This is a genomic window from Rhizorhabdus antheiae (genome assembly GCF_049889055.1).
Lineage (GTDB): Bacteria > Pseudomonadota > Alphaproteobacteria > Sphingomonadales > Sphingomonadaceae > Rhizorhabdus.
In genome coordinates this window covers 590,078-612,498 of the sequence record NZ_JBLTWO010000001.1, presented here as the reverse complement: position 1 = coordinate 612,498, position 22,421 = coordinate 590,078, and the positions used below count along the sequence as shown (strand labels likewise).

Annotated in this window: 20 protein-coding genes; 13 read left to right on the top strand and 7 right to left on the bottom strand. The window is 66.3% G+C overall.

Annotation, left to right across the window (positions count from 1 at the left end; genetic code table 11):
- Window positions 1-27: 27 nt before the first annotated feature.
- Window positions 28-768: a 16S rRNA (uracil(1498)-N(3))-methyltransferase gene (locus ACNI3R_RS02810; protein ID WP_426179715.1), complete on the bottom strand. Its 741-nt coding sequence runs from the start codon at window positions 766-768 to the stop codon at window positions 28-30.
- 40 nt (window positions 769-808) lie between these two features.
- Between ACNI3R_RS02810 and ubiA the strand changes: the two genes are divergently transcribed.
- The 3 genes from ubiA (at window position 809) to ACNI3R_RS02795 (ending at window position 3,912) form a co-directional block, all read left to right on the top strand.
- Window positions 809-1,726, top strand: coding sequence for a 4-hydroxybenzoate octaprenyltransferase (gene ubiA / locus ACNI3R_RS02805; protein ID WP_426179713.1), 918 nt, complete (start codon window positions 809-811; stop codon window positions 1,724-1,726).
- Between the two features lie 67 nt (window positions 1,727-1,793).
- A complete protein-coding gene (locus tag ACNI3R_RS02800; RefSeq protein ID WP_426179711.1) occupies window positions 1,794-3,140 on the top strand; it encodes a TldD/PmbA family protein in 1,347 nt (448 codons plus the stop codon).
- Window positions 3,133-3,912 (top strand): 3'(2'),5'-bisphosphate nucleotidase CysQ, encoded by a 780-nt coding sequence (locus ACNI3R_RS02795; RefSeq protein ID WP_426179709.1) that lies wholly within the window; start codon window positions 3,133-3,135, stop codon window positions 3,910-3,912. Before ACNI3R_RS02800 ends, ACNI3R_RS02795 begins: the two co-directional genes overlap by 8 nt.
- A 48-nt stretch (window positions 3,913-3,960) precedes the next feature.
- On the opposite strand, the gene ACNI3R_RS02790 is transcribed toward ACNI3R_RS02795, so the two are convergent.
- Entirely contained in the window at window positions 3,961-4,377 is a 417-nt protein-coding gene (locus ACNI3R_RS02790; protein ID WP_426179707.1) for a CoA-binding protein, read from the bottom strand.
- A gap of 24 nt (window positions 4,378-4,401) precedes the next feature.
- Window positions 4,402-5,175: an Mrp/NBP35 family ATP-binding protein gene (locus ACNI3R_RS02785; protein WP_426180254.1), complete on the bottom strand. Its 774-nt coding sequence runs from the start codon at window positions 5,173-5,175 to the stop codon at window positions 4,402-4,404.
- A 299-nt stretch (window positions 5,176-5,474) separates the two neighbouring features.
- On the opposite strand from ACNI3R_RS02785, the gene hflK reads away from it, so the two are divergent.
- The 3 genes from hflK to ACNI3R_RS02770 all read left to right on the top strand — a co-directional run bounded on the left by hflK (window position 5,475) and on the right by ACNI3R_RS02770 (window position 9,056).
- Window positions 5,475-6,530, top strand: a complete 1,056-nt coding sequence (gene hflK, locus ACNI3R_RS02780) for an FtsH protease activity modulator HflK (protein WP_296619060.1) — start codon at window positions 5,475-5,477, stop codon at window positions 6,528-6,530.
- Window positions 6,527-7,396 (top strand): protease modulator HflC, encoded by an 870-nt coding sequence (hflC, locus tag ACNI3R_RS02775; protein WP_426179706.1) that lies wholly within the window; start codon window positions 6,527-6,529, stop codon window positions 7,394-7,396. The genes hflK and hflC overlap by 4 nt, the downstream gene beginning before the upstream one ends.
- Before the next feature lie 109 nt (window positions 7,397-7,505).
- Window positions 7,506-9,056: a Do family serine endopeptidase gene (locus ACNI3R_RS02770; RefSeq protein ID WP_426179704.1), complete on the top strand. Its 1,551-nt coding sequence runs from the start codon at window positions 7,506-7,508 to the stop codon at window positions 9,054-9,056.
- 107 nt (window positions 9,057-9,163) lie between these two features.
- Here ACNI3R_RS02770 and ACNI3R_RS02765 read toward each other — a convergent pair whose 3' ends face one another.
- The 3 genes from ACNI3R_RS02765 to ACNI3R_RS02755 all read right to left on the bottom strand — a co-directional run bounded on the left by ACNI3R_RS02765 (window position 9,164) and on the right by ACNI3R_RS02755 (window position 13,603).
- Entirely contained in the window at window positions 9,164-10,003 is an 840-nt protein-coding gene (locus ACNI3R_RS02765) for an outer membrane protein (RefSeq protein ID WP_426179702.1), read from the bottom strand.
- 141 nt (window positions 10,004-10,144) lie between these two features.
- Window positions 10,145-11,656, bottom strand: a complete 1,512-nt coding sequence (locus tag ACNI3R_RS02760; protein WP_426179700.1) for an anthranilate synthase component I family protein — start codon at window positions 11,654-11,656, stop codon at window positions 10,145-10,147.
- A 15-nt stretch (window positions 11,657-11,671) separates the two neighbouring features.
- Entirely contained in the window at window positions 11,672-13,603 is a 1,932-nt protein-coding gene (locus ACNI3R_RS02755; RefSeq protein WP_426179698.1) for a peptidylprolyl isomerase, read from the bottom strand.
- A gap of 161 nt (window positions 13,604-13,764) precedes the next feature.
- Here ACNI3R_RS02755 and tpiA point away from each other — a divergent pair, with 161 nt between their 5' ends.
- From tpiA to ACNI3R_RS02735, 4 genes are all read left to right on the top strand, one after another.
- Entirely contained in the window at window positions 13,765-14,517 is a 753-nt protein-coding gene (tpiA, locus tag ACNI3R_RS02750; protein WP_426179696.1) for a triose-phosphate isomerase, read from the top strand.
- Between the two features lie 70 nt (window positions 14,518-14,587).
- A complete protein-coding gene (gene secG / locus ACNI3R_RS02745) occupies window positions 14,588-14,953 on the top strand; it encodes a preprotein translocase subunit SecG (protein ID WP_426179695.1) in 366 nt (121 codons plus the stop codon).
- Window positions 14,954-15,100: 147 nt separating this feature from the next.
- The gene (locus ACNI3R_RS02740) at window positions 15,101-16,735 is read left to right on the top strand and encodes a CTP synthase (RefSeq protein WP_426179693.1); all 1,635 of its coding nucleotides are present in this window, start codon (window positions 15,101-15,103) and stop codon (window positions 16,733-16,735) included.
- 187 nt (window positions 16,736-16,922) lie between these two features.
- Entirely contained in the window at window positions 16,923-18,587 is a 1,665-nt protein-coding gene (locus ACNI3R_RS02735) for a methyl-accepting chemotaxis protein (RefSeq protein ID WP_426179691.1), read from the top strand.
- Here ACNI3R_RS02735 and ACNI3R_RS02730 read toward each other — a convergent pair whose 3' ends face one another.
- Entirely contained in the window at window positions 18,588-18,716 is a 129-nt protein-coding gene (locus tag ACNI3R_RS02730; RefSeq protein ID WP_426179690.1) for a hypothetical protein, read from the bottom strand.
- Window positions 18,717-19,145: 429 nt separating this feature from the next.
- Here ACNI3R_RS02730 and proS point away from each other — a divergent pair, with 429 nt between their 5' ends.
- The 3 genes from proS to ACNI3R_RS02715 are packed head-to-tail and all read left to right on the top strand — an operon-like array spanning window position 19,146 to window position 22,411.
- Window positions 19,146-20,459: a proline--tRNA ligase gene (gene proS, locus ACNI3R_RS02725; RefSeq protein ID WP_426179688.1), complete on the top strand. Its 1,314-nt coding sequence runs from the start codon at window positions 19,146-19,148 to the stop codon at window positions 20,457-20,459.
- A 37-nt stretch (window positions 20,460-20,496) separates the two neighbouring features.
- The gene (locus ACNI3R_RS02720; protein ID WP_426179687.1) at window positions 20,497-21,747 is read left to right on the top strand and encodes a lipoprotein-releasing ABC transporter permease subunit; all 1,251 of its coding nucleotides are present in this window, start codon (window positions 20,497-20,499) and stop codon (window positions 21,745-21,747) included.
- Window positions 21,740-22,411, top strand: a complete 672-nt coding sequence (locus tag ACNI3R_RS02715; RefSeq protein ID WP_426179685.1) for an ABC transporter ATP-binding protein — start codon at window positions 21,740-21,742, stop codon at window positions 22,409-22,411. The genes ACNI3R_RS02720 and ACNI3R_RS02715 overlap by 8 nt, the downstream gene beginning before the upstream one ends.
- Window positions 22,412-22,421: the final 10 nt, after the last annotated feature.

Below are 22,421 nucleotides of genomic sequence, written 5' to 3'. Positions count from 1 at the left end.
GATCGGTACCTTGCTAGCGCTGATTGCTCAGCGCCAGTCCCCCGCCAGCGCCATCCACACCGAAATCGCGGCAGCCATCGCGGTGTCGGCGCGCAGGATGCGCGGCCCCAGCGAAACCCCCACCGCCTGGGGCAGCGCCTTTATGGCGGTGCGTTCGTCAGGCGTGAAACCGCCTTCAGGACCGATCAATATCGCGGCGGGTCCCGGCCGGGCGACCTCGGCCATCGGTGCGCCGCCTTCCTCGTCGGCGAAGATCAGCATGCGATCGGCGGGCCAGTCCTTCAGAAAGGCCGACAGCTTCACGGGTTCGTCGAGCCGGGGCAGGGCGGTGCGCTCGCATTGCTCTGCCGCCTCGATCATATGCGCGCGGAGCCGGTCGAGGTTAAGGCGGTCGACGATCGTCCGCTGGGTGATGACGGGCTGGAGGCGCGCCACGCCGAGTTCGCAGGCCTTCTCCGCGATCCAGTCGATCCGACCTTTCTTGATCGGCGCGGCGATCAGCCACAGGTCGGGCACCGCTTCGCGCTCGCGGGTTCGCTCCTCGACGCGCACCGATACGGCACGCTTGCCGACAGCTTCGATCATAGCGCGCCATTCGCCGCTGACGTCGTCGAAAAGGGCGATGCAGTCGCCCGCCTTGAGCCGCATCACCGAGCCCAGATAATGAGCTTGTCCCCCATCGATGACGAGGCCGAGGCCGGCGCTGAGCGGCTGATCGATATAGAGACGGGTGAGACTGGCGGGGGGCCAGGCGGGGGTCTGGGCCATGGGACTTCCGGAGGCGGGGCTTTTGTCCTAACTGCCGCCCATGATCGAGGAAGTCGAGCAAATCATACCCGACAGCGAACTGCGCGGGGTTGCCGGTCGCCTGCCCGCATCGATCCGGCCCTTCTGGCTGCTCGGCCGCTTCGACCGTCCTATCGGCAGCTGGCTTCTCTTCTGGCCGGGTGCCTGGGCGATCGCGCTGGCGGGCAAGGCGTTCGAGCGGTGGGACCTGATCCTCTGGTTCGCCTTCGGATCGATCGTGATGCGCGGTGCCGGCTGCGTCTATAACGACATCGTCGACCGCGACCTCGACCGGAAGGTGGCGCGCACCGCCGCCCGCCCGTTGGCGAGCGGCCGGGTCGGCCTCAAGGCGGCCTGGATCTGGCTGCTGCTGCTGTGCCTGTTCGGTCTGATCGTGCTGCTCCAACTGAACCTCGTCGCTGCGATCACTGCGCTTGCCAGCCTGGGGGCGGTCGCTGCCTATCCCTTCATGAAGCGGATCACCTGGTGGCCGCAGGCGTGGCTCGGCATCGTCTTCTCCTGGGCGGCGCTGGTCGGCTGGCCGGCGGTGACGGGCGGCTTCGGCCCTGCGCTGTGGCTGCTCTATGGCGGGTCGATCTTCTGGGTGATCGGCTATGACACCATCTATGCGCTGCAGGATATCGAGGACGACGCTCTGGCGGGGGTCAAGTCGTCAGCGCGCGCGCTGGGCGCTCGCGCCCGCCTCGGCATAGGTCTCTGTTATGCGATCGCCCTCTGCCTTTGGGGTGCCGCCTTCTGGCAGATCCGGCCGCAGCTTTTGGGGCTGGCGGCCCTGCTTCCGCTCGCGCTGCATTTCGGCTGGCAGCTGTCGGGGCTCGACCGGCACGATCCGGCCGACGCCCTGCGGCGCTTCCGGTCCAACCGCTTCGCCGGCCTGCTGATGTTCCTTGCCTGCCTCGTGGTCGGGGCCACCGCCTGAACGGATCCGGGCCGATAAACACCTCCGGCCATTTGACCTTTACGGTGCCGATACCTAAGTCGCCCCGATGCTGACCCTCTCCGAAGCCCAAGACCGTACCGCCGAACTCGTGGCCGCCGCCCGCAAGGCCGGCGCCGACGCGGCGGACGCGCTCTATCTTTGCAACAATTCGACCCAGATCTCGGTGCGCCTCGGCGCGCTCGAAGATGTCGAGCGCTCGGAGGGCGAGGAGATCGGCCTGCGCCTGTTCGTCGGCAAGCGATCGGCCAGCGTCTCGTCGTCTGACCTGTCCGCCGATGCGCTGGCAGCGCTCGTCGACCGCGCGGTCGCCATGGCACGCGAAGCCCCCGAAGACCCCTTTGCCGGCCTCGCGCCCGAAGAGCGCCTGCTGCGCGGCGAGGCTGCCGAGGTCGATGGTGACGACGGCGCCGATCCTTCGCCCGCCGCGCTGCGCGCGAGGGCTGAAGAGGCGGAAGACGCGGCGCGCGCGATCGCGGGCGTGACCAACAGCGAAGGCGCAGGCGCTTCGGCGAGTCGCACGCTGATTGCGCTGGCGACCAGCGCCGGCTTCGCCCGCGGCTATTCGAACAGCGGCTATGGCTGCCATGCCAGCGTGATCGCCGGCGAGGGCGGGGCGATGCAGCGCGACTATGCCTATCATTCGACGCGCCACCTGTCCGATCTGGAAGCCGCGTCGGCGATCGGGCGGCGTGCGGGCGAGCGGGCGGTGAAGCGGCTGAACCCCGGCCGGCTGGCGAGCGGCGCGATGCCGGTCATCTTCGACCCGCGCGTCGGATCGAGCCTGCTGGGGCATCTTGCCGGTGCCATCACCGGTTCGGCGGTGGCGCGCAGGACGAGCTTCCTGCTCGACCGGCTGGGCGAGCAGGTGTTCGCGTCGGGCATCGTCGTCCGCGACGATCCGCACCGGCTGCGCGGGCTGCGGTCCAAGCCCTTCGACGGAGAAGGCTTGCCGACCGTGCCGCGCGACATCATCGCCGACGGCGTGCTCACGGGCTGGGTGCTCGATTCGGCCTCGGCGCGGCAGCTTGGGCTCGAGCCGACCGGCCATGCGACGCGCGGCATTGGTGGCCCGCCCGGCGCAGGGCTGACCAACCTTTATCTCGAAGCCGGCGTCCTCTCGGTCGAGCAGTTGATCGCTGACATCAAGCTGGGCGTCTATGTCACCGAGCTGATCGGCCAGGGCGTCAATGGCGTGACCGGCGATTACAGCCGTGGCGCGTCGGGCTATGTCATCCGTGATGGCCAGCTGGCCGAGCCGGTGGCGGAGATCACCGTGGCTGGCAATCTCAAGGATATGTTCCGCGAGATGACTCCGGCATCGGATCTGGAGTTCCGCCGTGGCGTGGATGTTCCCACGCTGCGCATCGACGGGATGACCGTCGCCGGTGCCTGACACCCTCCTTAACGCGGTGAGCGCGATCGCGGCCGAAGTCGGCGCGATGGCGCATGCCTCGTGGCGGGGAGACTTCAAATATTGGGACAAGGTGCCGGGCAGTCCGGTGTGCGATATCGATCTCGCCGCCGATGCGCTGCTCCGCGAGCGGCTGATGGCGCTTGATCCCGAGGCGGGCTGGCTGTCGGAGGAAACCGCGGACAGCGCCGAACGGCTCAATTGCGTCCGCGTTTGGGTGGTCGACCCGATCGACGGCACCCGCGACTATGTGCGCGGCCGTGAAGGCTGGGCGGTGTCGATCGCGCTGGTCGAGGGTGGCCGTCCGGTGATCGGCGTGCTCGACGCTCCGGCGCGCGGCGAGCATTGGCGCGCGCAGGCGGGGCGCGGGGCCTATCTCAACGGGGAGCCGATCCGTGCTTCGGCCCGGGCGAGCTTGCCCGGAGCGCGCGTTCCCGCCGATGTGCTGGCCCGCGCGGACGCGGATCTCGTCACCGTCGGCAAGCCCAACTCGATCGCGCTGCGCATTGCGATGGTCGCCGCCGACCGCGCCGACCTGCTGGCGACGCTGCGCTGGGGCAATGAATGGGATATCGCTGCCGCTGCGCTGATCGCGCAGGAGGCGGGTGCTGTGGTGACCGACGCGATGGGGCGCCCGCTGCGCTACAACAGCACCAAGGGCGAGCAGTTCGGCGTGTTGGCAACGGCCCCGGCGATCCATGCCGATGCCGTCGAGCGGCTCTCGGCGCGCGCCGCGCGTGCGATCATCCGTTAGGCTGGCATCCGTTAGGCTGGCATCCGTTAGGCTGGCAGGGCCCGGCCCTCAAAGTCCGAGGCGGGGAATCTCGATCGCCGGGCAGCGATCGACCACCGCCTTCAGGCCGGCCGCCTCGGCTCGCTCGATCGCCTCTTTCGGCGTCACGCCCAACTGGGTCCACACGGCCTTCGCGCCTGCGGCAATGGCCTCGTCGATGACCGGCCCCGCCGCTGCCGTGTTGCGGAAGATGTCGACAAGGTCGATCGGCTGCGACACCTGTTCGAGCGCAGCGACGACCGTCCGGCCGTGGATCGTCTGACCCGCCAGCTGCGGGTTGACCGGCGTTACCTCATAACCGTGCGACAGCAGAAAGCGCATGACGCCGAAACTCGCACGATCGGGCCGGTCGCTGGCGCCGACCATCGCGATGTGCCGGGTCTCGCGCATCAGCTGCCGAAGGTCGTCGTCCTCGGTGATCGGCATTGCGCTCTCCTGTTGCCCAAGCCCTCAAGATGCGATCGATCGCGGCGCCTTCAACCAGTCGGCGATCCTCCGGGCGAGCGGAGCGAACAGTTCGTCGTCCTCATGCGCGGCCGGCGGGCGTCCGGCATCGGATGCGGTGCGGATCGCGATGTCGAGCGGCACGCGGCCGAGGAAATCGAGATCCATCGATTTGGCGGCTGCCTGTGCCCCGCCCTGGCCGAACGGATCGGAGATTTCGCCGCAATGGGGGCAGGCATAGCCCGCCATATTCTCGATCATGCCGATCACCGGCACCGACGCCTGGCGGAAGAAGTCGATCGCGCGCGTCGCATCCATCAGGGCCAGGTCCTGCGGGGTCGAGACGATGATCGCGCCTGCCGGCTTGTACTTCTGGACCATCGTCAGCTGCACGTCGCCGGTGCCCGGCGGCAGGTCCAGGATGAGCAGATCGGTGTCGCCCCATTCGGCGTCGATCAGCTGGCCCAACGCATTCGCGGCCATCGGCCCGCGCCAGGCGACCGCCTGTCCGGGCTTCACCAGCTGTCCCATCGACAGCATCGGGATTCCGTGCGGGGAGAGGACCGGATCCATCTTCTGCCCCTGGGCCGTCGGGCGGACGCCTTCGGTCGCCAATAGCCGGGACTGTGACGGCCCGTAAATGTCGGCATCGACCAGCCCGACCTTGTGGCCGAGTTTCATGAGCGCGATGGCGAGATTGGCCGACAGGGTGGACTTGCCCACCCCGCCCTTGCCGGACCCGACCGCGATGATCTTGCGCCCGCGCTTCTCGGCGGTCATCGCGACACGGACCGTCTCGACGCCCTCGACGGACGACAGCGCCTGCTTGACCCCGGCCTCGATCCGCGTGCGCGCGTCGGCGGACAGGCCGGTCACGTCGAGCACGACACTCGCCGTTCCCGTGTCGAACCGGGGCGGCGCCGCACGGCCAGAAGCGAGGAGCCCCTTGCCGGAAATCGGGTCGAGGATGCGGTCGAGGGCGGCGGCGAGCGATTCAGCGATATCCATGGCGGCAGCAAATAGGGCTTCGTCGACCAAAGGGCACTGTTTTTCCGCCGATCGCCTCCTATAATGAATGCATGAACGATAGCGAAAGCAGCGCAATGCCCGGCCAGCCCCTTCTCAACGAGGGCGGCCCCTGGGGCGGCGGAGGATCGGGCGGCGGCGGAGACGAGCCCAACCCCTGGAACCAACCCCCGCGCGGTCGGCCCGGTCGCGGACCTGCCGGACGCTCCGCGATCGACGAACTGGTGCGTCGCGGACGGGCGCGCTTTGGCGGGCGCGGTGGACCCGAGCCAGATGCCGGCCGGCTTCTCCTCTGGGGCGTCGGTGGGCTGTTGCTGATCTGGGTGCTGTGGACCAGCAGCCACCGCATCGACCCCCAGCAGCGCGGTGTCGTCACCCGCCTTGGCTCCTATGCCAAGACGCTTGGCCCCGGCATGCAGTTCACCTTCCCCTCGCCGATCGACCGGGTCACCAAGATCGACATCGAGGACATCCGCGTGAAGGATATCCCCGAAGGCGGCGGCACGGGTCAGAATCTGATGCTGACCGGCGATCAGAACATCATCGACCTGGCCTATTCGGTGCGCTGGAATATCCGCGATCCCGAACTCTTCATCTACGAATTGGCCAATCCGGAAGAAACGGTGGGCGAGGTCGCCGAAAGCGCGATGCGCGCCGAGATCGCCCGCGTCGCGCTGAACGACGCCATGGGCCCGCAGCGCAGCCAGATCGAGCAGCGCGTCCAGCAGCGTATGCAGGAAATCCTCGACGGCTATCGCGCGGGCATCACCGTGCAGGGCGTGGCAATCAAGCAGGCCGATCCGCCGGCCGCCGTGGTGGAGGCGTTCAAGTCGGTATCTGCCGCGCAGCAGCAGGCGCAGGCCTATCTCAACGAGGCGCGGGCCTATTCGCAGCAGCTCGGGGCCAAGGCCGAGGGCGAGGCTGCGGCCTTCGACAAGGTCTATGCCGAATATCGTCTGGCGCCCGAGGTGACCCGCCGTCGCATGTATTATGAGACGATGGAGCGCGTGCTGGCCAAGACCGACAAGACGGTGGTCGAGGCCCCCAATGTCGTCCCCTATATCCCCCTGCCGCCCCAGCAGGCAGCGAAGGCGCAGCAGCAGCAATGAATATGAGCGACAATCTCGCAAGCCGGAACGTCATCGGCCTCGCCATCGGTGCCATCTTCGGCGTCGTCGTCATCAGCAGCTGCTTCGCAGTCGTGCCTGAGACCAAACAGGCGCTGGTGGTGCGCTTCGGGAAGCCGCAGACCGTCTACAACGCCTATAAGCCGAACGAGGATTTCGGTCGGACGGGCGCGGGCATCATCGGCAAGATTCCCTTCATCGACCAGATCGTCTGGATCGACAAAAGGGTACGTAACTTCGACATGGAGCGCCAATCGGTGCTGTCCACCGATCAGCTGCGGCTCGAGGTGGACGCCTATGCGCGCTACCGGATCATCGATCCGCTCCGCATGTCGATCACGGCGGGCACCGAGCGCCGCGTGGAGGAGGCTTTGCGTCCGATCCTCGGGTCGTCGCTGCGCAACGAGCTGGGCAAGCGCCCCTTCGCGGCGCTGCTCAGCCCAGAGCGCGGCGCGGTGATGGACAATATTCAGACCCGACTGAACCGTGTCGCGCGTCAATATGGGGCGCAGATCGTCGATGTGCGGATCAAGCGCGCCGACCTGCCCGATGGTACGCCGCTCGATTCCGCCTTCAACCGCATGCGCACCGCGCGTGAGCAGGAGGCCCGGTCGATCCTGGCCGAGGGCCGCAAGCAGGCACAGATCATCACCGCCGAGGCGGATGCAAATGCGGCAGGCACCTATGCCGAGAGCTTCAACAAGGATCCGGACTTCTATAATTTCTATCGGGCGATGCAGTCCTATCGGGTCACCTTCGGCACCGATGGCACCGATGCGCCGGGGTCTTCCAACGTGATCCTTTCGCCCGACAACGAATATCTGCGCGAGTTCAGAGGGCGTCGCTGAACGGCAAGCGGGAACGCGACCGTTCAAGCGGTGTTCAGCGATCGGAACCGAAATAAACCGCTCGCAATGTCGGCAGAAGCAGAACAGGAGTTTTAAGGAGTTGGCCAAAGTGCGTTATGCCTATGCGATCACCGCGGCCTTGCTGGCAGGTGGTACCACCGCAACCCTGACGATGCAGCAGCCTGTGGGAGCACAGGTGGCGCAGAACGCTCCGGGTTCTATCAGCGCCGCCGCCCCCCGTCCGGGCGCGCCGATGAGCTTCGCCGATCTCGCTGCCCGGCTGCAGCCGGCGGTGGTGAACATTTCCACCACCCAGAAGATTCAGGTCCGCAGCGGCGGCAACGCCTTTTCGGGCACGCCGTTCGAGGAGCTTTTCAAGCGGTTCGGCGGCGGCGGTTCGGACGGCCAGCCGATCACCCGCGAGGCGACTTCGCTCGGTTCGGGCTTCATCATCTCGGCCGACGGCTATGTCGTCACCAACAACCACGTCATCTCGGCCTCGCCCGAGGGCGGGAGCAATGCGGTGGTCAGCTCGATCACCGTGACGCTGCCCGATCGCAAGGAATATAAGGCGACCGTCGTCGGCCGCGATCAGGCCTCCGACCTCGCTCTGCTGAAGATCGAGGCGAAGAACCTGCCGTTCGTACAGTTCGGTGATTCGACGCGGACCCGCGTCGGCGACTGGGTTGTCGCGATCGGTAATCCCTTCGGTCTGGGCGGCACCGTTACCGCGGGTATCGTGTCGGCCCTGCACCGCTCGATCGGGATCAGCGGTCCTTATGATCGCTACATTCAGACCGACGCGTCGATCAACCAGGGCAATTCCGGCGGTCCGATGTTCGACCTGCAGGGCAATGTGATCGGCATCAATACGGCGATCTTCTCGCCGACCGGCGGAAATGTCGGCATCGGCTTCGCGATTCCGGCCGAGGAGGCAAAGCCGATCATCGACCAGCTGATGACCGGCAAGCGCGTTCGTCGCGGCTATCTGGGCGTCGGCATCCAGCCGATGACCGAGGACATCGCGGCCAGCCTGGGCCTGCCCAAGGATCGCGGTGAGATCGTCGCTCGTGTCGAACCGGGCGAAGCCGCGGCGCGCGCGGGCATTCGTCAGGGCGACATCATCGTCAAGGTCGACGGACAGGAGATCACCCCCGACAACACCCTGTCCTATATCGTGGGCAAGGCCGCCGTTGGCGCCAAGCTGCCGGTCGAGGTGATCCGCGAAGGGCAGCGCAAGACGCTGACCGTGACGCTTGGCGAGCGTCCGCCCGAAGATCAGTTGATCAGCGGCGGTCAGGATGCCGATCAGGACGACAGCGTGCCCGACAGCGGCCAGTCCGCTCCCGATCAGGCGACCCGCAATTCGCTGGGGCTCGGCCTGCAGACGCTCACCCCCGACATCGCCCGCAGGCTCGGCCTTTCGGCCTCGCTGCGCGGCGTTGTGGTGAGCTTCGTCGATCCCAGCAGCGATGCGGCGGCCAATGGCTTCCAGCCCCGCGACGTCATCCTGCAGATCAACAATATGCCGGTCACGACCGTGCAGGCGGCTGCCGCGCAGATCGATGCGGCGGTGAAGGCCAAGCGCCCCTCGGTGCTTCTGTTCGTCCAGCGCGGCAACAATCCGCCGCGCTATGTCGGCGTGCAGCTGAAGAAATAAGGTCGCATCGCCATCCCCCGGGGGTGGCGATGCCCATCTGACGCAGGCAAAGAAAAAGGGCCGGCGGATCGCTCCGTCGGCCCTTTTTTACAGGCGATAGCCGATCGTCAGAAGCGATAGCTGACGGTCGCGCGAACCGAGTGGAACGCGAACTTGCTGAACGAACGCTGGAAGTCGGTACCTGCGGCGTTCTGCGCAATGAACGGGTTGGTCGCGGTTGTAACGCCGGCGAGCGAGCCGATGCGGACCGTGCTGTCGTTGTTCTTCAGTGCGGTAAAGGTGTAGAGCGCGCCGACCGAGAAGTTGCCGATCTTCTGCTCGATACCACCGCCATAGGTCCAGCCCCAGGCATTCTTCGTCGGGTCGTTGACGGTCGCGCTGTTGACCGTGTTCGACATCGAGAAGCTGTTGCGGATCTTGCCATAGGCCGCACCGCCGGTGCCGTAGATCAGCGTGCCGGTCTCGAACGAGTAACCGGCGCGGGCGCGGATGGCGCCGTCGCTCTTCAGCTTCGCCTGCAGCTTGTAAACGGCCGGAGTGGTGCTGAAGGCGGTGACGTTGTCGTACAGGTACGACTTGCCATATTCCGCGATCAGGCCGACGACCGGGCCCGACGTGTCGCCGAACTGATAGTCGTAGCCGGCGTGCAGCTTCCACGCGGTCGAGTCATTGTCCTTGGAGCAGCCCGTGGTCGGACGAGCCGAGGTCGGCGCGCCGCCGCAGAAGCCCGGCGAGAAGTTCGGGAAGGCGTCGCCGAAATTGCCGTCGAGGTTACGGTCGAACGAAACGACTTCGTCGCCGTCCGTCGGCTGCCAGTTATAGCCGAGCTGGCCACCGACATAGAAACCGGTCCAGTTGCTCGAGGCCACGTCCTGCGCCGAGGCGGCGCTCGCAGCCATCGCGGCTACCAGTCCGGCCGCCGCAGTGGTCGTGAGGAAAAATCGCATGTGAAAACCCTTTCTGCTGCCGTTACGGCACAGCGGTAACGGTTCCCACAGCATTTCGATCCTGAGTGCAAGCAAGAAAAACGATGTGATGCACAAACGACACAACTGCGAATTTTTGCTGAAAAGTGAAATACATCACAGCTACTGGCCGTAGCTTGCCTCGCCGGCATGCTTGATTGCCTCCCGCGCTGCCGCGATCAGGGCGCCAGCCTTGGCTTCACATTCGCGCTGCTCATAGGCGGGGTCGCTATCAGCGACGATGCCAGCACCGGCCTGGACGTGCATCACGCCGTCCTTCACCACGGCGGTACGCAGCACGATGCAGCTGTCCATCGACCCGTCGGGGGAGAAATAGCCGACGCCGCCGGCATAGGCGCCGCGTGCTTCGGGCTCGAGCTCGGCGATGATCTCGCAGGCGCGGACCTTGGGGGCGCCGGAAACCGTGCCAGCGGGAAAGCCGGCGAACAGAGCGTCGAGGGCATCCTTGGATGGGTCGAGCCGACCAACGACGTTCGAGACGATATGCATCACATGGCTGTAATGCTCGACCGTATAACTGTCGGTGACTTCGACAGTCCCGGCCACCGCAACCCGGCCGACATCGTTACGCCCCAGGTCGAGCAGCATCAGATGTTCGGCGCGCTCCTTGGGATCGGCGAGCAGGCTCTCGCGGTTCGCGCTATCCTCCAGCGACGTCGCGCCGCGCGGGCGGGTGCCCGCAATCGGCCGGATCGTGACCTCACCGTCGCGTGCCCGCACCAGAATTTCCGGGGACGAACCGATCAGGGCGAAGCCGGGCAGGTCGAGGAAATAGAGGAAGGGTGACGGGTTGATCCGTCGCAGCGCGCGATAGAGGTCGACCGGCGGCAGCGGAAAATCGACGGTGAAGCGCTGGGCGAGCACGACCTGGAATATGTCTCCCGCACCGATATAGCCCTTTGCGCGGTCCACCATCGCGGCATAGCGGCCGGGTTCAAGCTGCGGCGTAGCGGCGACCGTGGAGGGATCGGGCACATCGACGGTCGGACGCGGCGGCAGCGTGCCCGTGAGGGTCGCCGCCTGCGCTTCGATTCGCTCGATTGCGCCTGCCACCTTGGCTTCCGGTGAACCGGGGCTGTCTGGCCACAGAGGCGCGACGAGGAACAACTGGTCGGCGAGGCGATCGAAGATCAGGATCAGGGTCGGCCGCGCGAACAGCATGTCGGGCAGGTCGAGCGGATTGACGGGTGCGCGCGGCAGCTTCTCGACCAGGCCGATCGTTTCATAGGCGAAATAGCCGACCAGACAGGCGAGCGCGCGGGGCAGTCCTTCAGGGACGTCCATCCGGCAGCTGGTCACCAGCCGTCGCATCTCCGTCAGCGCGCCGCCAGGCAGCGGCTCGAACGCGTCGGGCCGGGTCGCCCATTCGCGGTTGATTTCTGCGCTGTTACCTCGCGCTCTGAACAGCAGATCGGGCGCAAGGCCCAGCAGCGAATAGCGGCCGCGTACGGCGCCGCCCTCGACCGACTCCAGCAGGAAATCACCCCGCCCGGGAACGATCAGCTTGAGCGCGGCAGCGACCGGCGTGTCGCAGTCGGCGACCTGGGTACGCCAGACGAGCGCCGGTTTGCCCCGGGCCAAGGCTTCGAGGGCAGCCTGATCGCGCGCGTCCATCCCTTTGCCTGTCCCTTATTGCGGTGTGGCGATCTGGCGCTTGGTCGCCGTGATGGCGTCGTGATAGCGCTTCACGTCCACCTCGTCGCGCGCGGCGCGGATCAGCTGGTCGCCCAGCTCGGGCGTGTAGGAGCGGGTCAGTTCCTGCTGCGTGACGCCGACGAGCGCCGCCGCCTGCGACAGGTCGCCGCGGTCGACCCTGTTCAGAACGGTCACGAAATAGGCGCCCTGATTGCCGGTGACGAGGCGAGCCTTGCCCGGCTGCAGCGCGAACATGGCACGTAGTGGCTCGGGGATGGGCTGGCCTGCCTGCTGGGCTCTGATGATGTCGAGCTGGCGCGCCCGGCTCGGCTGCACCGGCGGAAGCGCCACACCGCTGTCGGCCATCGCCTTGGCGAGCGGGGTGCCCGCGTTGACGGCCGCGACGATTTTGTCTCCGACCGCCTTGGCCCGCCGCTGCGCGCGCTTGATGACCAGGTCGCGGATGACGGCTTCGCGGACCTGCGCCAGCGGGAGCGGTGTCGGCGGAATGATCTTCGCGACGTTCATCAGCGCATAGCTCTGGTCGCGGATCACCGTCTCGACCGTGGGGCGATCGTCGGCCGCGGCCTCGAAGCCGGTCTTGAGCAGCGCGCTCACCTCGGGCGGGGCCTTCCAGCCGGGCTGATCGATCGCGGTGCCGTTCGACAGCAGGGCCGGGGTTTCCTTGATCGCCAGCTTATTGGCCGCAGCGATTTCGGCGAAGCTGCTGCCGTCCGCGATGGCATCCTCTATCTTTCCGGCGAGCTCGGACAACGCTTCCTGCATCTTCTGGCGCTGGAGGACCGGCAGGATTTCGGCGCGGGCCTGGTCGAGCGTCTTGCCCGGCTTGCCGGCGACGCCTTCGACCTTGAGCACATACCAGCCGAACGCCCCCTTGATCGGCCCCACAACCGCGCCCTTCGCAGCGGCGAAGGCCTGGTCTGCGGCGGCTGCGCCTGCCGAATCGCTATAGTCCTTCTTCTGCTGATCTGCGATCGTCGAGGCTTCGAGCCCGGCCTTGGCGGCAGCAGCGGCCATGCTGGCGCCACCCTTGACGGAGGCGGCGATCGTCTGGGCCGCCTGCTGGGTCGGCGCGATGATCTGCGCGATCGTCCGGGTCTCGCGCGCGGCGAAGCTGTCGGCATTTTCGCGGTAATAGGTCGCGATATCCTGCTCGGTCGGCTTCGCCTTGTCGGCCAGCTGCGCCTCGCCGAACGCCGCATAGCGAAGCACGCGCGCCTCGGGGCGGGTATAGGCAGCGATGTTGGCCTTATAGGCGGCGGCCACGTCGGCGTCGCTCGGCGGGGTCTTGTTTGCCACCAGCGCCAGCGGGATGATCCCGACCGATCCTTCGCGGACCTCCATCAGCAGCGCCGCATAGGGGCGCGCCATCTTCGACGGCACCGGCGCGAGCGCCGCTGCGGGAGTCAGAATCTGATTGCGGATGATCTCGCCCGCAATGTCCGCGCGCAATTCCTTTTCGCTGATGCGGGCCTGGGCGAGCACGGTGCGCATCACGGTCTCGTCGAACTGGCCGGCAACATTGCGGAAGCCCTGCATGCCCGCGATTTCGGCGTCGACCATGCGCTTGCTGATCGCGAAGCCCTGATCCTTGCCCCAGGCTTCCATGGCGCGGGCGTTGATCATGCCGTTCAGGACCTGCTCGAAGCCGCCCGAAGCGAGGAAGCTCTGGGCATCGATCTCCGGCCGTTCGCGGCGCAGGCCGTCGATCTGGTTGCGGACACGGTTGGTGAGTTCGAGCGCGCTGATCTTCTTGCCATCGACCTTGGCGACGGTCGCGCCGCCGCCGCCGCCGCCCAGCATCGACGGCGATTCGACCCCGGTGATGATGAAGGCGACCATGATCAGGGCCAGCAGGCCGAGGACGATCCACGAGGAGAGGGCACGGCGGAAAAAGGAAATCATCGGGCGGTCCGTATGAACGTGACTGGCATGAGCGCTGCCATAGGGGGCATTCCCGGCCTCCGCAACGTCCGCCGCTGTGGGACGCAGGCGCGGCCGCGCTCGCGGTTGCGTGCTGCGGTCCTGCCGCTTAAGGGGCGCTCGACATATCGGAGGGGTAGATCATGGCTTTGCGCAAGCTCGTCGCTGGCAACTGGAAGATGAACGGATCGCTCACCGCGCTGGCCGAGCTGGATGAGATTGCGGCGGCTGCCGCGAGCCATGCCGCAGTCGATGTCGCGATCTGCCCGCCCTTCACGCTGATTGCAGCCGCTGCTGCCCGGACACCGCAGCTCGCGATCGGTGCGCAGGACTGTCATGGTCAGGCAAAAGGCGCCCACACCGGATGCGTCAGCGCATCCATGCTGGCGGAAGCCGGTGCCAAGCTGGTGATCGTCGGACATAGCGAAAGGCGCGCCGACCAGCATGAGACCGATGCCGAGGTGCGCGCCAAGGCGAGTGCCGCCATCGCGGCGGGCCTCACTGCCATCGTCTGTGTCGGCGAGACCGAGGCGCAGCGCGACGCCGGCGAGGCCGAAGCCGTCGTCGCGTCGCAGCTCGACGGTTCGATCCCGAGCGAGGGCACCGGTGCCACGCTCGTCGTCGCCTATGAGCCGGTCTGGGCGATCGGAACCGGCCGCACGCCGTCCACCGCCGATGTCGCGGCGATGCATGCGGCCATCAGGGCAAAGCTAACAGCGCTGTTGGCAGCCGAAGGTGCCAAGGTCCGTATTCTCTACGGTGGATCGGTGAAACCCGACAATGCCAGGGAGTTGCTCGCCGTGGCCGATGTCGACGGTGCTCTGGTCGGTGGCGCGAGCCTGACCGCCGCTCAGTTCGTGCCGATCATCGCAGGCGCAGTTGCTGCCAGCGCGTGACTCGGGGCGAAGGTTGAACCTTCGCCGCCGATGGACTAGATGCGCCGCACGTTGATATCGAAAGCCCGCAATGTTCACCTTTCTGCTCGTCATCCATCTGATCGTCGCCGTCGCCCTCGTGGGGGTGATTCTCGTGCAGCGTTCGGAAGGCGGCGGGCTGGCCTCGGGCGGCAGCCCGGCAGGACTGATGAGCGCACGCGGTGCAGCGGACTTTCTGACGCGGATGACCGCGATTCTCGCGACGATCTTCGTGGTGCTGAGTATCGCGCTTGCGGCGCTGGCATCGGTCGAGCGTTCGCCATCGAAGGTCGACACATCGCTCGTCGGCAAGACTGGCACATCGGCTCCGGCGCCCGCCGCGCCGACCGACGATCCGCTCGCTGCCGCGGCAGCGCAGGGCGGTGACGTGATCCTGAACGGCACAACGCCGCAATAACGCAACATGTCCTGGAGCGGAGGGCTTCCGGTGCCTGCACCGGGGGCCTCGTCTGATTGGGCCGTCGAATTGGTCCACAGTTTTTATCGAAAAGAAGGAATGCCCACCTTGCCCTTCGCCCCCTCGCGCGACTAAACCCATCCTCCCATGGCGCGGTTCATTTTCATCACCGGCGGCGTGGTCTCCTCGCTTGGTAAAGGTCTCATGGCAGCAAGCCTTGCTGCCCTGCTCCAGGCGCGCGGCTACAAGGTCCGCATCCGTAAGTTCGATCCCTATCTGAACGTCGATCCCGGCACGATGTCGCCTTACCAGCATGGTGAGGTCTATGTGACCGACGACGGGGCGGAGACCGATCTCGACCTTGGCCATTATGAGCGCTTTACCGGTGTTCCCGGCCGGCAGTCGGACAATGTCACCTCAGGGCGAATCTATCAGACGATCATCCAGAAGGAGCGTCGCGGCGACTATCTTGGCGCGACCGTGCAGGTCATTCCGCACGTCACCGACGCGATCAAGGAATTCGCCCGCGCCGACACCGACGATCTCGATTTCGTCCTGTGCGAGATCGGCGGCACCGTCGGCGACATCGAATCGCTGCCCTTCATCGAGGCGATCCGCCAGTTGCGCAACGATCTGGGCCGCGGCAATTCGGTCTTCGTCCACCTGACGCTGGTGCCCTATATCGCGGCGGCCGGTGAACTGAAGACCAAGCCGACGCAGCACAGCGTTCGCGACCTGACCTCGCTGGGGATCCAGCCCGACGTGCTGGTCTGCCGGTGCGATCGGCCGCTTCCCGAGGGCGAGCGCGCCAAGATCGCGCTGTTCTGCAACGTTGCCAAGGAAGCGGTGATTCCCGCACTCGATGCGAGCAGCATCTATGGCGTGCCGCTGCAATATCATGACGAGGGGCTCGACGAGGCCGTGCTTGCCGCCTTCGGCATCGCACCTCAGGGTGAGCCGGACCTGTCGCGCTGGAGCGAGATCATCGATCGCCTGGAGAATCCGGAGGGCGAGGTCACGGTAGGCGTGGTCGGCAAATATGTCGGGCTGCTGGATGCCTATAAATCGCTTCACGAGGCTCTGGTCCATGGCGGCATCGCCAATCGGGTGAAGGTCAATATCCGCTGGATCGATGCCGAGCTGTTCGAGCAGGACGAAGCGGCGATCGCTGCCCAGCTCGAGCCGATGCATGCGATTCTCGTTCCCGGCGGTTTCGGCGAGCGTGGCTCTGAGGGCAAGATCGCGGCCGTCCGATTCGCGCGTGAACGCGGAGTGCCCTATTTCGGCATCTGCCTCGGCATGCAGATGGCCTGCATCGAAGGCGCGCGGAATACGGCCGGCATCGCGGCTGCGTCGACGACCGAGTTCGGCGCGACCGAGGAGCCGGTCGTCGGCCTGATCACCGAATGGATGACCGAAGCCGGGCGCCAGAAGCGGGAAGCCGGTGGCGACATGGGCGGCACCATGCGACTCGGCGCCTATGACGCGGTGCTGGCGGGCAACAGCCATGCCGCATCCATTTATGGCAGCACGACCATCTCCGAGCGGCACCGTCACCGCTATGAGGTGAATGCAGGCTATCGCGATCAGCTCGAAAAGGGCGGTCTCGTCTTCTCCGGCATGTCGCCCGATGGCGAACTGCCCGAGGTGGTGGAGCGGCCCGACCATCCCTGGTTCGTCGGCGTGCAGTTCCACCCCGAGCTCAAGAGCAAGCCGTTCGACCCGCACCCGCTGTTCCGCAGCTTCATCGAAGCGGCGGTGAATCAGAGCCGGCTGGTCTGATCCTGTAGGCCGGTCCTGTTGCATGGTTCGGTCGCAAAGGATTGCTTAGGGAATAATACGTAAGACGTCCGTCGAGTTTGCGCTTCGGCTGCTCGGGGGAGACGTCATGGGGATAGGTGGCACTTGCAGATGGGGGGCGGGGGCGCTCGCCATGATTTTCCTGACATGCGTGGGTCTGTCGATACTGATGCTGCAACAGGTCAGGATCGGCGGCCCATCCTATATCGCCGACCGTCAGGCTAGCGACCTTATCGCGGACATTCTACCGCCCCCGCTCTTTATCATCGAAGCGCAACTCGAGGTCAGCCGCGCCAGCAGCAACCCGGCATCGGTGTCGCGCCTGACAGGCAAGATGGCTGCGCTGGAGCGGGACTTCCGCGAGCGCAGGGCCTATTGGCAGTCGGCCGATATCCCGGAGGATCTGCGCAGGTCGATAGAGACGGTGACAGCCACCGCCGGACGCTACTGGTCCGAACTCGATCGGTCCTTTCTCCCTGCCCTTCGCTCCGGAAACGAAGCAATGGCAGCAGTCAGCCGCAGTCGGCTAGACGCCTATTACGCGGCCCATCGCAGCGCCGTGGATCGCCTGGTCGGGCAGAGCCGTGACTATCAACATGGGCTCACGGAGGCGGTCGCGGCACGGCTGCGCAATGCGCTGCTGGTGATGGCCGGTGCCGCCTTGGTGTTTTTCGCCGCCTTGTTCGGGGCAGTTATCTGGCTCGACCGCCGTGTCGTTGTCGCCATCAGCGGGACGGCATCGGTGATGAGAGACCTGGCCGAGGGGCGCGCGCAAGCCGTTCTGGAGGGGCGCGAACGCCGCGATGAGATCGGGTCCATGGCGCGGTCCGTCGAGAAGTTTCGCGAAGCAGGAATCGCGCGCGCCACAGCGGAAGCACAGCTTCGGCGCTCCTCCGCCGAGCAGCAGGAGATGGCTGACGCCATGGCGGAAGCGCTTCGCGCGTTGAGCGCAGGCGATCTCGCCTTTCGCATCGAACATCCCTTTCCGGAGAGCTTCGAGGCGCTTCGTCATGACTTCAACGATGCCTGCGAGTCGCTCTCCAGCGTGATCGAGGGTGTCGCCACTGCCGCGAGCAGCGTTGAGACCGCGTCCGTCCAGATCGATTCGGCGTCGCATGATCTGGCGCAGCGCACCGAGCATCAGGCCGCCAAACTCGCAGTTTCGTCCACCACTTTGTCGGACATCTCGACGTCGTTGATCGAGACGCAACGACAGGCCAGTCATGTGAGCGAAGCGGTTTGTCGAGCCCATGACGATGTGGCACTGGCCGAGGCGACGGTGGGCGAAGCGATCGCAGCGATCGGTCGCGTGGCCGACGCGTCGAAAGCCATCGAGGCCTTGGTCGACCTGATCGATGGCATTGCGTTCCAGACAAACCTTCTTGCACTGAATGCCGGCGTCGAGGCTTCGCGCGCGGGAGAGGCGGGGCGTGGCTTTGCCGTGGTCGCAAACGAAGTGCGGGCCCTGTCCGAACGCTGTGCCGATGCCGCCGGACGGATCAAGGGTGGGATTTCTGCCACGACCCAAGCCGTGGCAGGGGGGGTCACCCTCGTCGAGCGTGCATCCGGCCTGCTGGCGACCGTGATCGGCCGTGTGGAAGCAGCCCGGGGCATGGCCGAGCAGATGGCTGCGGACTCATCGATCCAAGCGCAGCGCGTGGCTCAGGTCGACAAGTCGGTCGGCGAGATCGACGCGCTGACCCAGCAAAACGCTGCAATGGTCGAGCAATCGGCCGCAGCGGCACGCGACCTGCTGGGGCAGGGGCGCTGCCTCACCCGCAGCGTTGCGCAGTTCACCGTTTCCGCCGTCGCGCTCCGCCGTCGCGCGGCTTGATCAAGCCGGCAAACCAGGAATCACCGGGTCGCTCGGTGCGCCCGGATCCGGGTCGGTCGGCGACGGCACCGGAATGTCGATCGGGGTTTCGGGGGGGACGTCCTGCGGAATGGGTGGTTGGCTGGCCATGATGCTCTCCTCAGAAGGAGAACGCGCAGGGGCGCCACTATGTCCTTCGGGCTGTCGCGACGGGCAGATCGGTTCGCCCTGAAAGCGCAAACGCCGGGATCGTTTCCGATCCCGGCGCCGCGTGACGATTATTCGCCAACCCCCTTGGCGGGCTCTACACCAACCACCCCTTAAATGGCGGCGGAGCCTCACTTTTCCCCGAACCATGGCCGTTTTTGTTGCTCATGTTCCGTGGAAGTTTTCCTACAGCGCGCCTTGGTCCTTGTCATTGGCTTTCAAGAGTCACGGAATCGAAACACGGCGGGTGTGTTCTATCGGCAACAGAGACTGACCGGTACGACTCCAGTTTTCGGCGCGAAGCGGTTGCCGAGCGGCCCGGTCGCGCATAGACAGCCGCATCCGCACCTCTTCTAGCGAGCTGGCTTCTTCATGCGTCTTTCCCGCCATTTCCTCCCCGTGATGAAGGAGTCGCCCGCCGACGCCCAGATCGTCAGCCATAAGCTGATGCTGCGCGCGGGCATGATTCGCCAGACTGCCGCCGGCATCTATGCCTGGTTGCCGCTCGGCCATCGCGTCCTCCGCAAGATCGAGCAGATCGTCCGTGAGGAGCAGGACCGCGCCGGTGCGATCGAACTGCTGATGCCGACCATCCAGTCGGCCGATCTCTGGCGTCAGTCGGGTCGCTATGACGACTATGGTCTGGAGATGCTCCGCATCAAAGATCGTCACGAACGGGAAATATTGTTCGGCCCGACCGCCGAGGAAGTGATCACCGCGATCTTCCGCGACAATGCGCGAAGCTACCGTGATCTGCCCCGCACGCTGTACAATATCCAGTGGAAGTTCCGCGACGAGGTCCGCCCCCGCTTCGGCGTCATGCGCGGCCGCGAATTCCTGATGAAGGACGCCTACAGCTTCGATCTCGACGTCGAGGGCGCGCGCCACAGCTACAACCGCATGTTCGTCGCCTATCTGCGCACCTTCAAGCGCCTGGGCCTGTCGGCGATCCCGATGCAGGCCGACACCGGCCCGATCGGCGGCGATCTGAGCCACGAGTTCATCGTGCTTGCCCCCACCGGCGAGAGTGAGGTCTTCTATCACACCAACTGGGAGGCCGAGCGCTCGCTCGACGTCGACGCCGACAACGCGGCCGCGCTGCAGGGCTTCGTCAGCGGCTTGACCGACGACTATGCCGCGACCGACGAGAAGCGTGACGAGGCGCGCGAGGCCGAGGCGGGCGACAAGCTCAAGCAGTCGCGCGGCATCGAGGTCGGGCATATCTTCTTCTTCGGCACCAAATATTCGCAGGCGATGGGGTTGAGTGTGCAGGGGCCCGACGGCTCGCCCGTAACCCCGCAGATGGGCAGCTACGGCATCGGCGTGTCGCGCCTGATGGGTGCGATCATCGAGGCCAGCCATGACGATGCCGGCATCGTCTGGCCGGACTCGGTCGCCCCCTATCAGGTCGGCCTGATCAACATGCGCGCCGACGATGCGCGCTGCGCGGCGGCCGCGGACGATCTCTACGCGCAGCTCCAAGCGGCGGGCATCGAGACGCTGTACGACGATCGCGACGAGCGCGGTGGCGCCAAATTCGCGACGATGGACCTCATCGGCCTGCCTTGGCAGATCATCATCGGTCCCAAGGGGCTCGACAAGGGCGTGGTCGAACTCAAGCGCCGCGCGACTGGCGAACGGGTCGAGCTTTCGGTCGAGGACGCGCTGGCGAAGGTGACGGGTTGAACCCTGTCGCCGGTCTCGGTTGCCGGGGAGCATCGCGATGATCCTCAACCGCTATGAGCGGATGATCGCCAAGCGCTATCTGCTCCCGGGCCGGGGCGAGGCGTTCATCTTCCTCGTCGCCTCGATCAGTCTCGTAGCGGTCGCTCTGGGCGTCGCCGCGCTGATCGTGGTGATGAGCGTCATGAACGGCTTTCGCGCCGAACTGTTCGACAAGATCGTCGGGCTCAACGGCCATGCGGTGGTGCAGGGCTATGGCGGCAAACTGCCAAACTGGCGGATCATCGCCGACGATGCCCGCAAGCTGCCGGGGGTAACCTCGGCGACGCCGCTGATCGAGCAGCCGCTGATGGCCAGCTATGACGGCCGGGTCGAGGGCGTGCTCGTCCGCGGCATGACGGTAGAGGATATCCGTCGCAACCCGGTGATTCGGGGCAAGGTGCTGCGCGGGTCGATGGACGCGCTGGTGCCCGGCTCCAGCCGGGTCGCCATCGGTGCGCGCCTTGCCGAGCAACTGGGCGCCGATCTCGGCAGCCAGATCAGCCTGATCAGCCCGCAGGGGCAGTCGACCCCCTTCGGCACGGTGCCGCGCATCGTCTCCTACGAGGTCGCCGCGATCTTCGAAGTCGGGGTCTACGACTATGACAAGGCGTTCGTGGTCATGCCGATGGGCGATGCGCAGACGTTGCTGATGCTCGGCGATGCGGTCGGCATGATCGAGATCCAGACCGTCGATGCCGACAAGGTCGGGCAGATCCTGGCGCCGCTCAGGGACGAGGTCGTCCGCGTCGGGCAGCTGAGCGACTGGCGCGACCTCAACAAGTCGCTGTTCGAGGCGCTGGCGGTCGAGCGGGTGACGATGTTCGTCGTGCTTTCGCTGATCATCCTGGTGGCGGTGTTCAACATCCTGTCATCGCTGATCATGCTGGTGCGGGCCAAGCGGCGTGACATCGCGATCCTGCGCACGATGGGCGCCTCGCGCGGCGCGCTGATGAAGATCTTCATGACCGTCGGCACCATAATCGGGGTGCTCGGAACCGGCGCGGGCCTTGGCCTCGGCGCGCTGTTCCTGTTTTACCGGCAGGCGGTGGTCAATTTCGTCCAGTTCGTCACCGGCCAGAATCTCTGGGACCCCTCGATCCGCTTTCTGACCGAATTGCCTGCGAAGAGCGACCCGGTCGAGGTCGGCGTGATCGTCGCGATGGCGCTCGGATTCAGCTTCCTTTCGACGCTCTATCCCGCGTGGAAGGCGGCGAGCACCGATCCGGTGGAGGTGCTGCGCTATGAGTGACGTGCTCGAAGTCCGCGCGCTCACCCGCACCTTCCGCCAGGCCGATGTCGACATCCATGTGCTCCGCCAGGTCGACCTGTCGATCGCGCCGGGCGAGATCGTGGCCCTGCTGGGCCCATCGGGCTCGGGCAAGTCCACGCTGCTGCAGGCGGTAGGCCTGCTCGAAGGCGGCTTCGAGGGATCGATCCGCATCGCCGGCGAGGAAGTGGCCCGGCTCGACTCGGTCGGCCGGACGCGCGTCCGGCGCGACCGCCTCGGTTTCGTCTATCAGTTCCACCATTTGCTTCCCGATTTCACGGCGGTCGAGAATGTCATATTGCCGCAGCTGATCCACGGCGCGGAGACCCAGCCCGCGCAGGAGCGCGCTGCCGGTCTGTTGAGCGCGCTCGGCCTGGCGCAACGCCTCAGCCACCGCCCATCGCAGCTGTCCGGGGGCGAGCAGCAGCGCGTCGCCGTGGCGCGCGCGCTCGCCAACCGGCCGGCGCTGGTCCTGGCCGACGAGCCGACCGGCAATCTGGACGAGGCCACGGCGGATGTCGTTCTTGCCGAGTTCCTCCGGCTCGTGCGGCAGGAGGGATCGGCGGCGCTGGTCGCGACGCACAATGAGCGGCTCGCCCAGCGGATGGACCGTGTCGTCCGCCTGCACGAAGGCCGGCTGACCTGAGCCAGCATTC

Excerpts from the sequence above, each read along its gene's own strand:
- ACNI3R_RS02810 (WP_426179715.1), bottom strand. The coding sequence starts at position 768 with ATGGCCCAGACCCCCGCCTGGCCCCCCGCCAGTCTCACCCGTCTCTAT.
- ubiA (WP_426179713.1), top strand. The coding sequence starts at position 809 with ATGATCGAGGAAGTCGAGCAAATCATACCCGACAGCGAACTGCGCGGG.
- ACNI3R_RS02800 (WP_426179711.1), top strand. The coding sequence starts at position 1,794 with ATGCTGACCCTCTCCGAAGCCCAAGACCGTACCGCCGAACTCGTGGCC.
- ACNI3R_RS02790 (WP_426179707.1), bottom strand. The coding sequence starts at position 4,377 with ATGCCGATCACCGAGGACGACGACCTTCGGCAGCTGATGCGCGAGACC.
- ACNI3R_RS02785 (WP_426180254.1), bottom strand. The coding sequence starts at position 5,175 with ATGACCGCCGAGAAGCGCGGGCGCAAGATCATCGCGGTCGGGTCCGGC.
- hflK (WP_296619060.1), top strand. The coding sequence starts at position 5,475 with ATGAACGATAGCGAAAGCAGCGCAATGCCCGGCCAGCCCCTTCTCAAC.
- hflC (WP_426179706.1), top strand. The coding sequence starts at position 6,527 with ATGAATATGAGCGACAATCTCGCAAGCCGGAACGTCATCGGCCTCGCC.
- ACNI3R_RS02765 (WP_426179702.1), bottom strand. The coding sequence starts at position 10,003 with ATGCGATTTTTCCTCACGACCACTGCGGCGGCCGGACTGGTAGCCGCG.
- ACNI3R_RS02760 (WP_426179700.1), bottom strand. The coding sequence starts at position 11,656 with ATGGACGCGCGCGATCAGGCTGCCCTCGAAGCCTTGGCCCGGGGCAAA.
- ACNI3R_RS02755 (WP_426179698.1), bottom strand. The coding sequence starts at position 13,603 with ATGATTTCCTTTTTCCGCCGTGCCCTCTCCTCGTGGATCGTCCTCGGC.
- tpiA (WP_426179696.1), top strand. The coding sequence starts at position 13,765 with ATGGCTTTGCGCAAGCTCGTCGCTGGCAACTGGAAGATGAACGGATCG.
- secG (WP_426179695.1), top strand. The coding sequence starts at position 14,588 with ATGTTCACCTTTCTGCTCGTCATCCATCTGATCGTCGCCGTCGCCCTC.
- ACNI3R_RS02740 (WP_426179693.1), top strand. The coding sequence starts at position 15,101 with ATGGCGCGGTTCATTTTCATCACCGGCGGCGTGGTCTCCTCGCTTGGT.
- ACNI3R_RS02735 (WP_426179691.1), top strand. The coding sequence starts at position 16,923 with ATGCTGCAACAGGTCAGGATCGGCGGCCCATCCTATATCGCCGACCGT.
- ACNI3R_RS02730 (WP_426179690.1), bottom strand. The coding sequence starts at position 18,716 with ATGGCCAGCCAACCACCCATTCCGCAGGACGTCCCCCCCGAAACCCCG.
- proS (WP_426179688.1), top strand. The coding sequence starts at position 19,146 with ATGCGTCTTTCCCGCCATTTCCTCCCCGTGATGAAGGAGTCGCCCGCC.
- ACNI3R_RS02720 (WP_426179687.1), top strand. The coding sequence starts at position 20,497 with ATGATCCTCAACCGCTATGAGCGGATGATCGCCAAGCGCTATCTGCTC.
- ACNI3R_RS02715 (WP_426179685.1), top strand. The coding sequence starts at position 21,740 with ATGAGTGACGTGCTCGAAGTCCGCGCGCTCACCCGCACCTTCCGCCAG.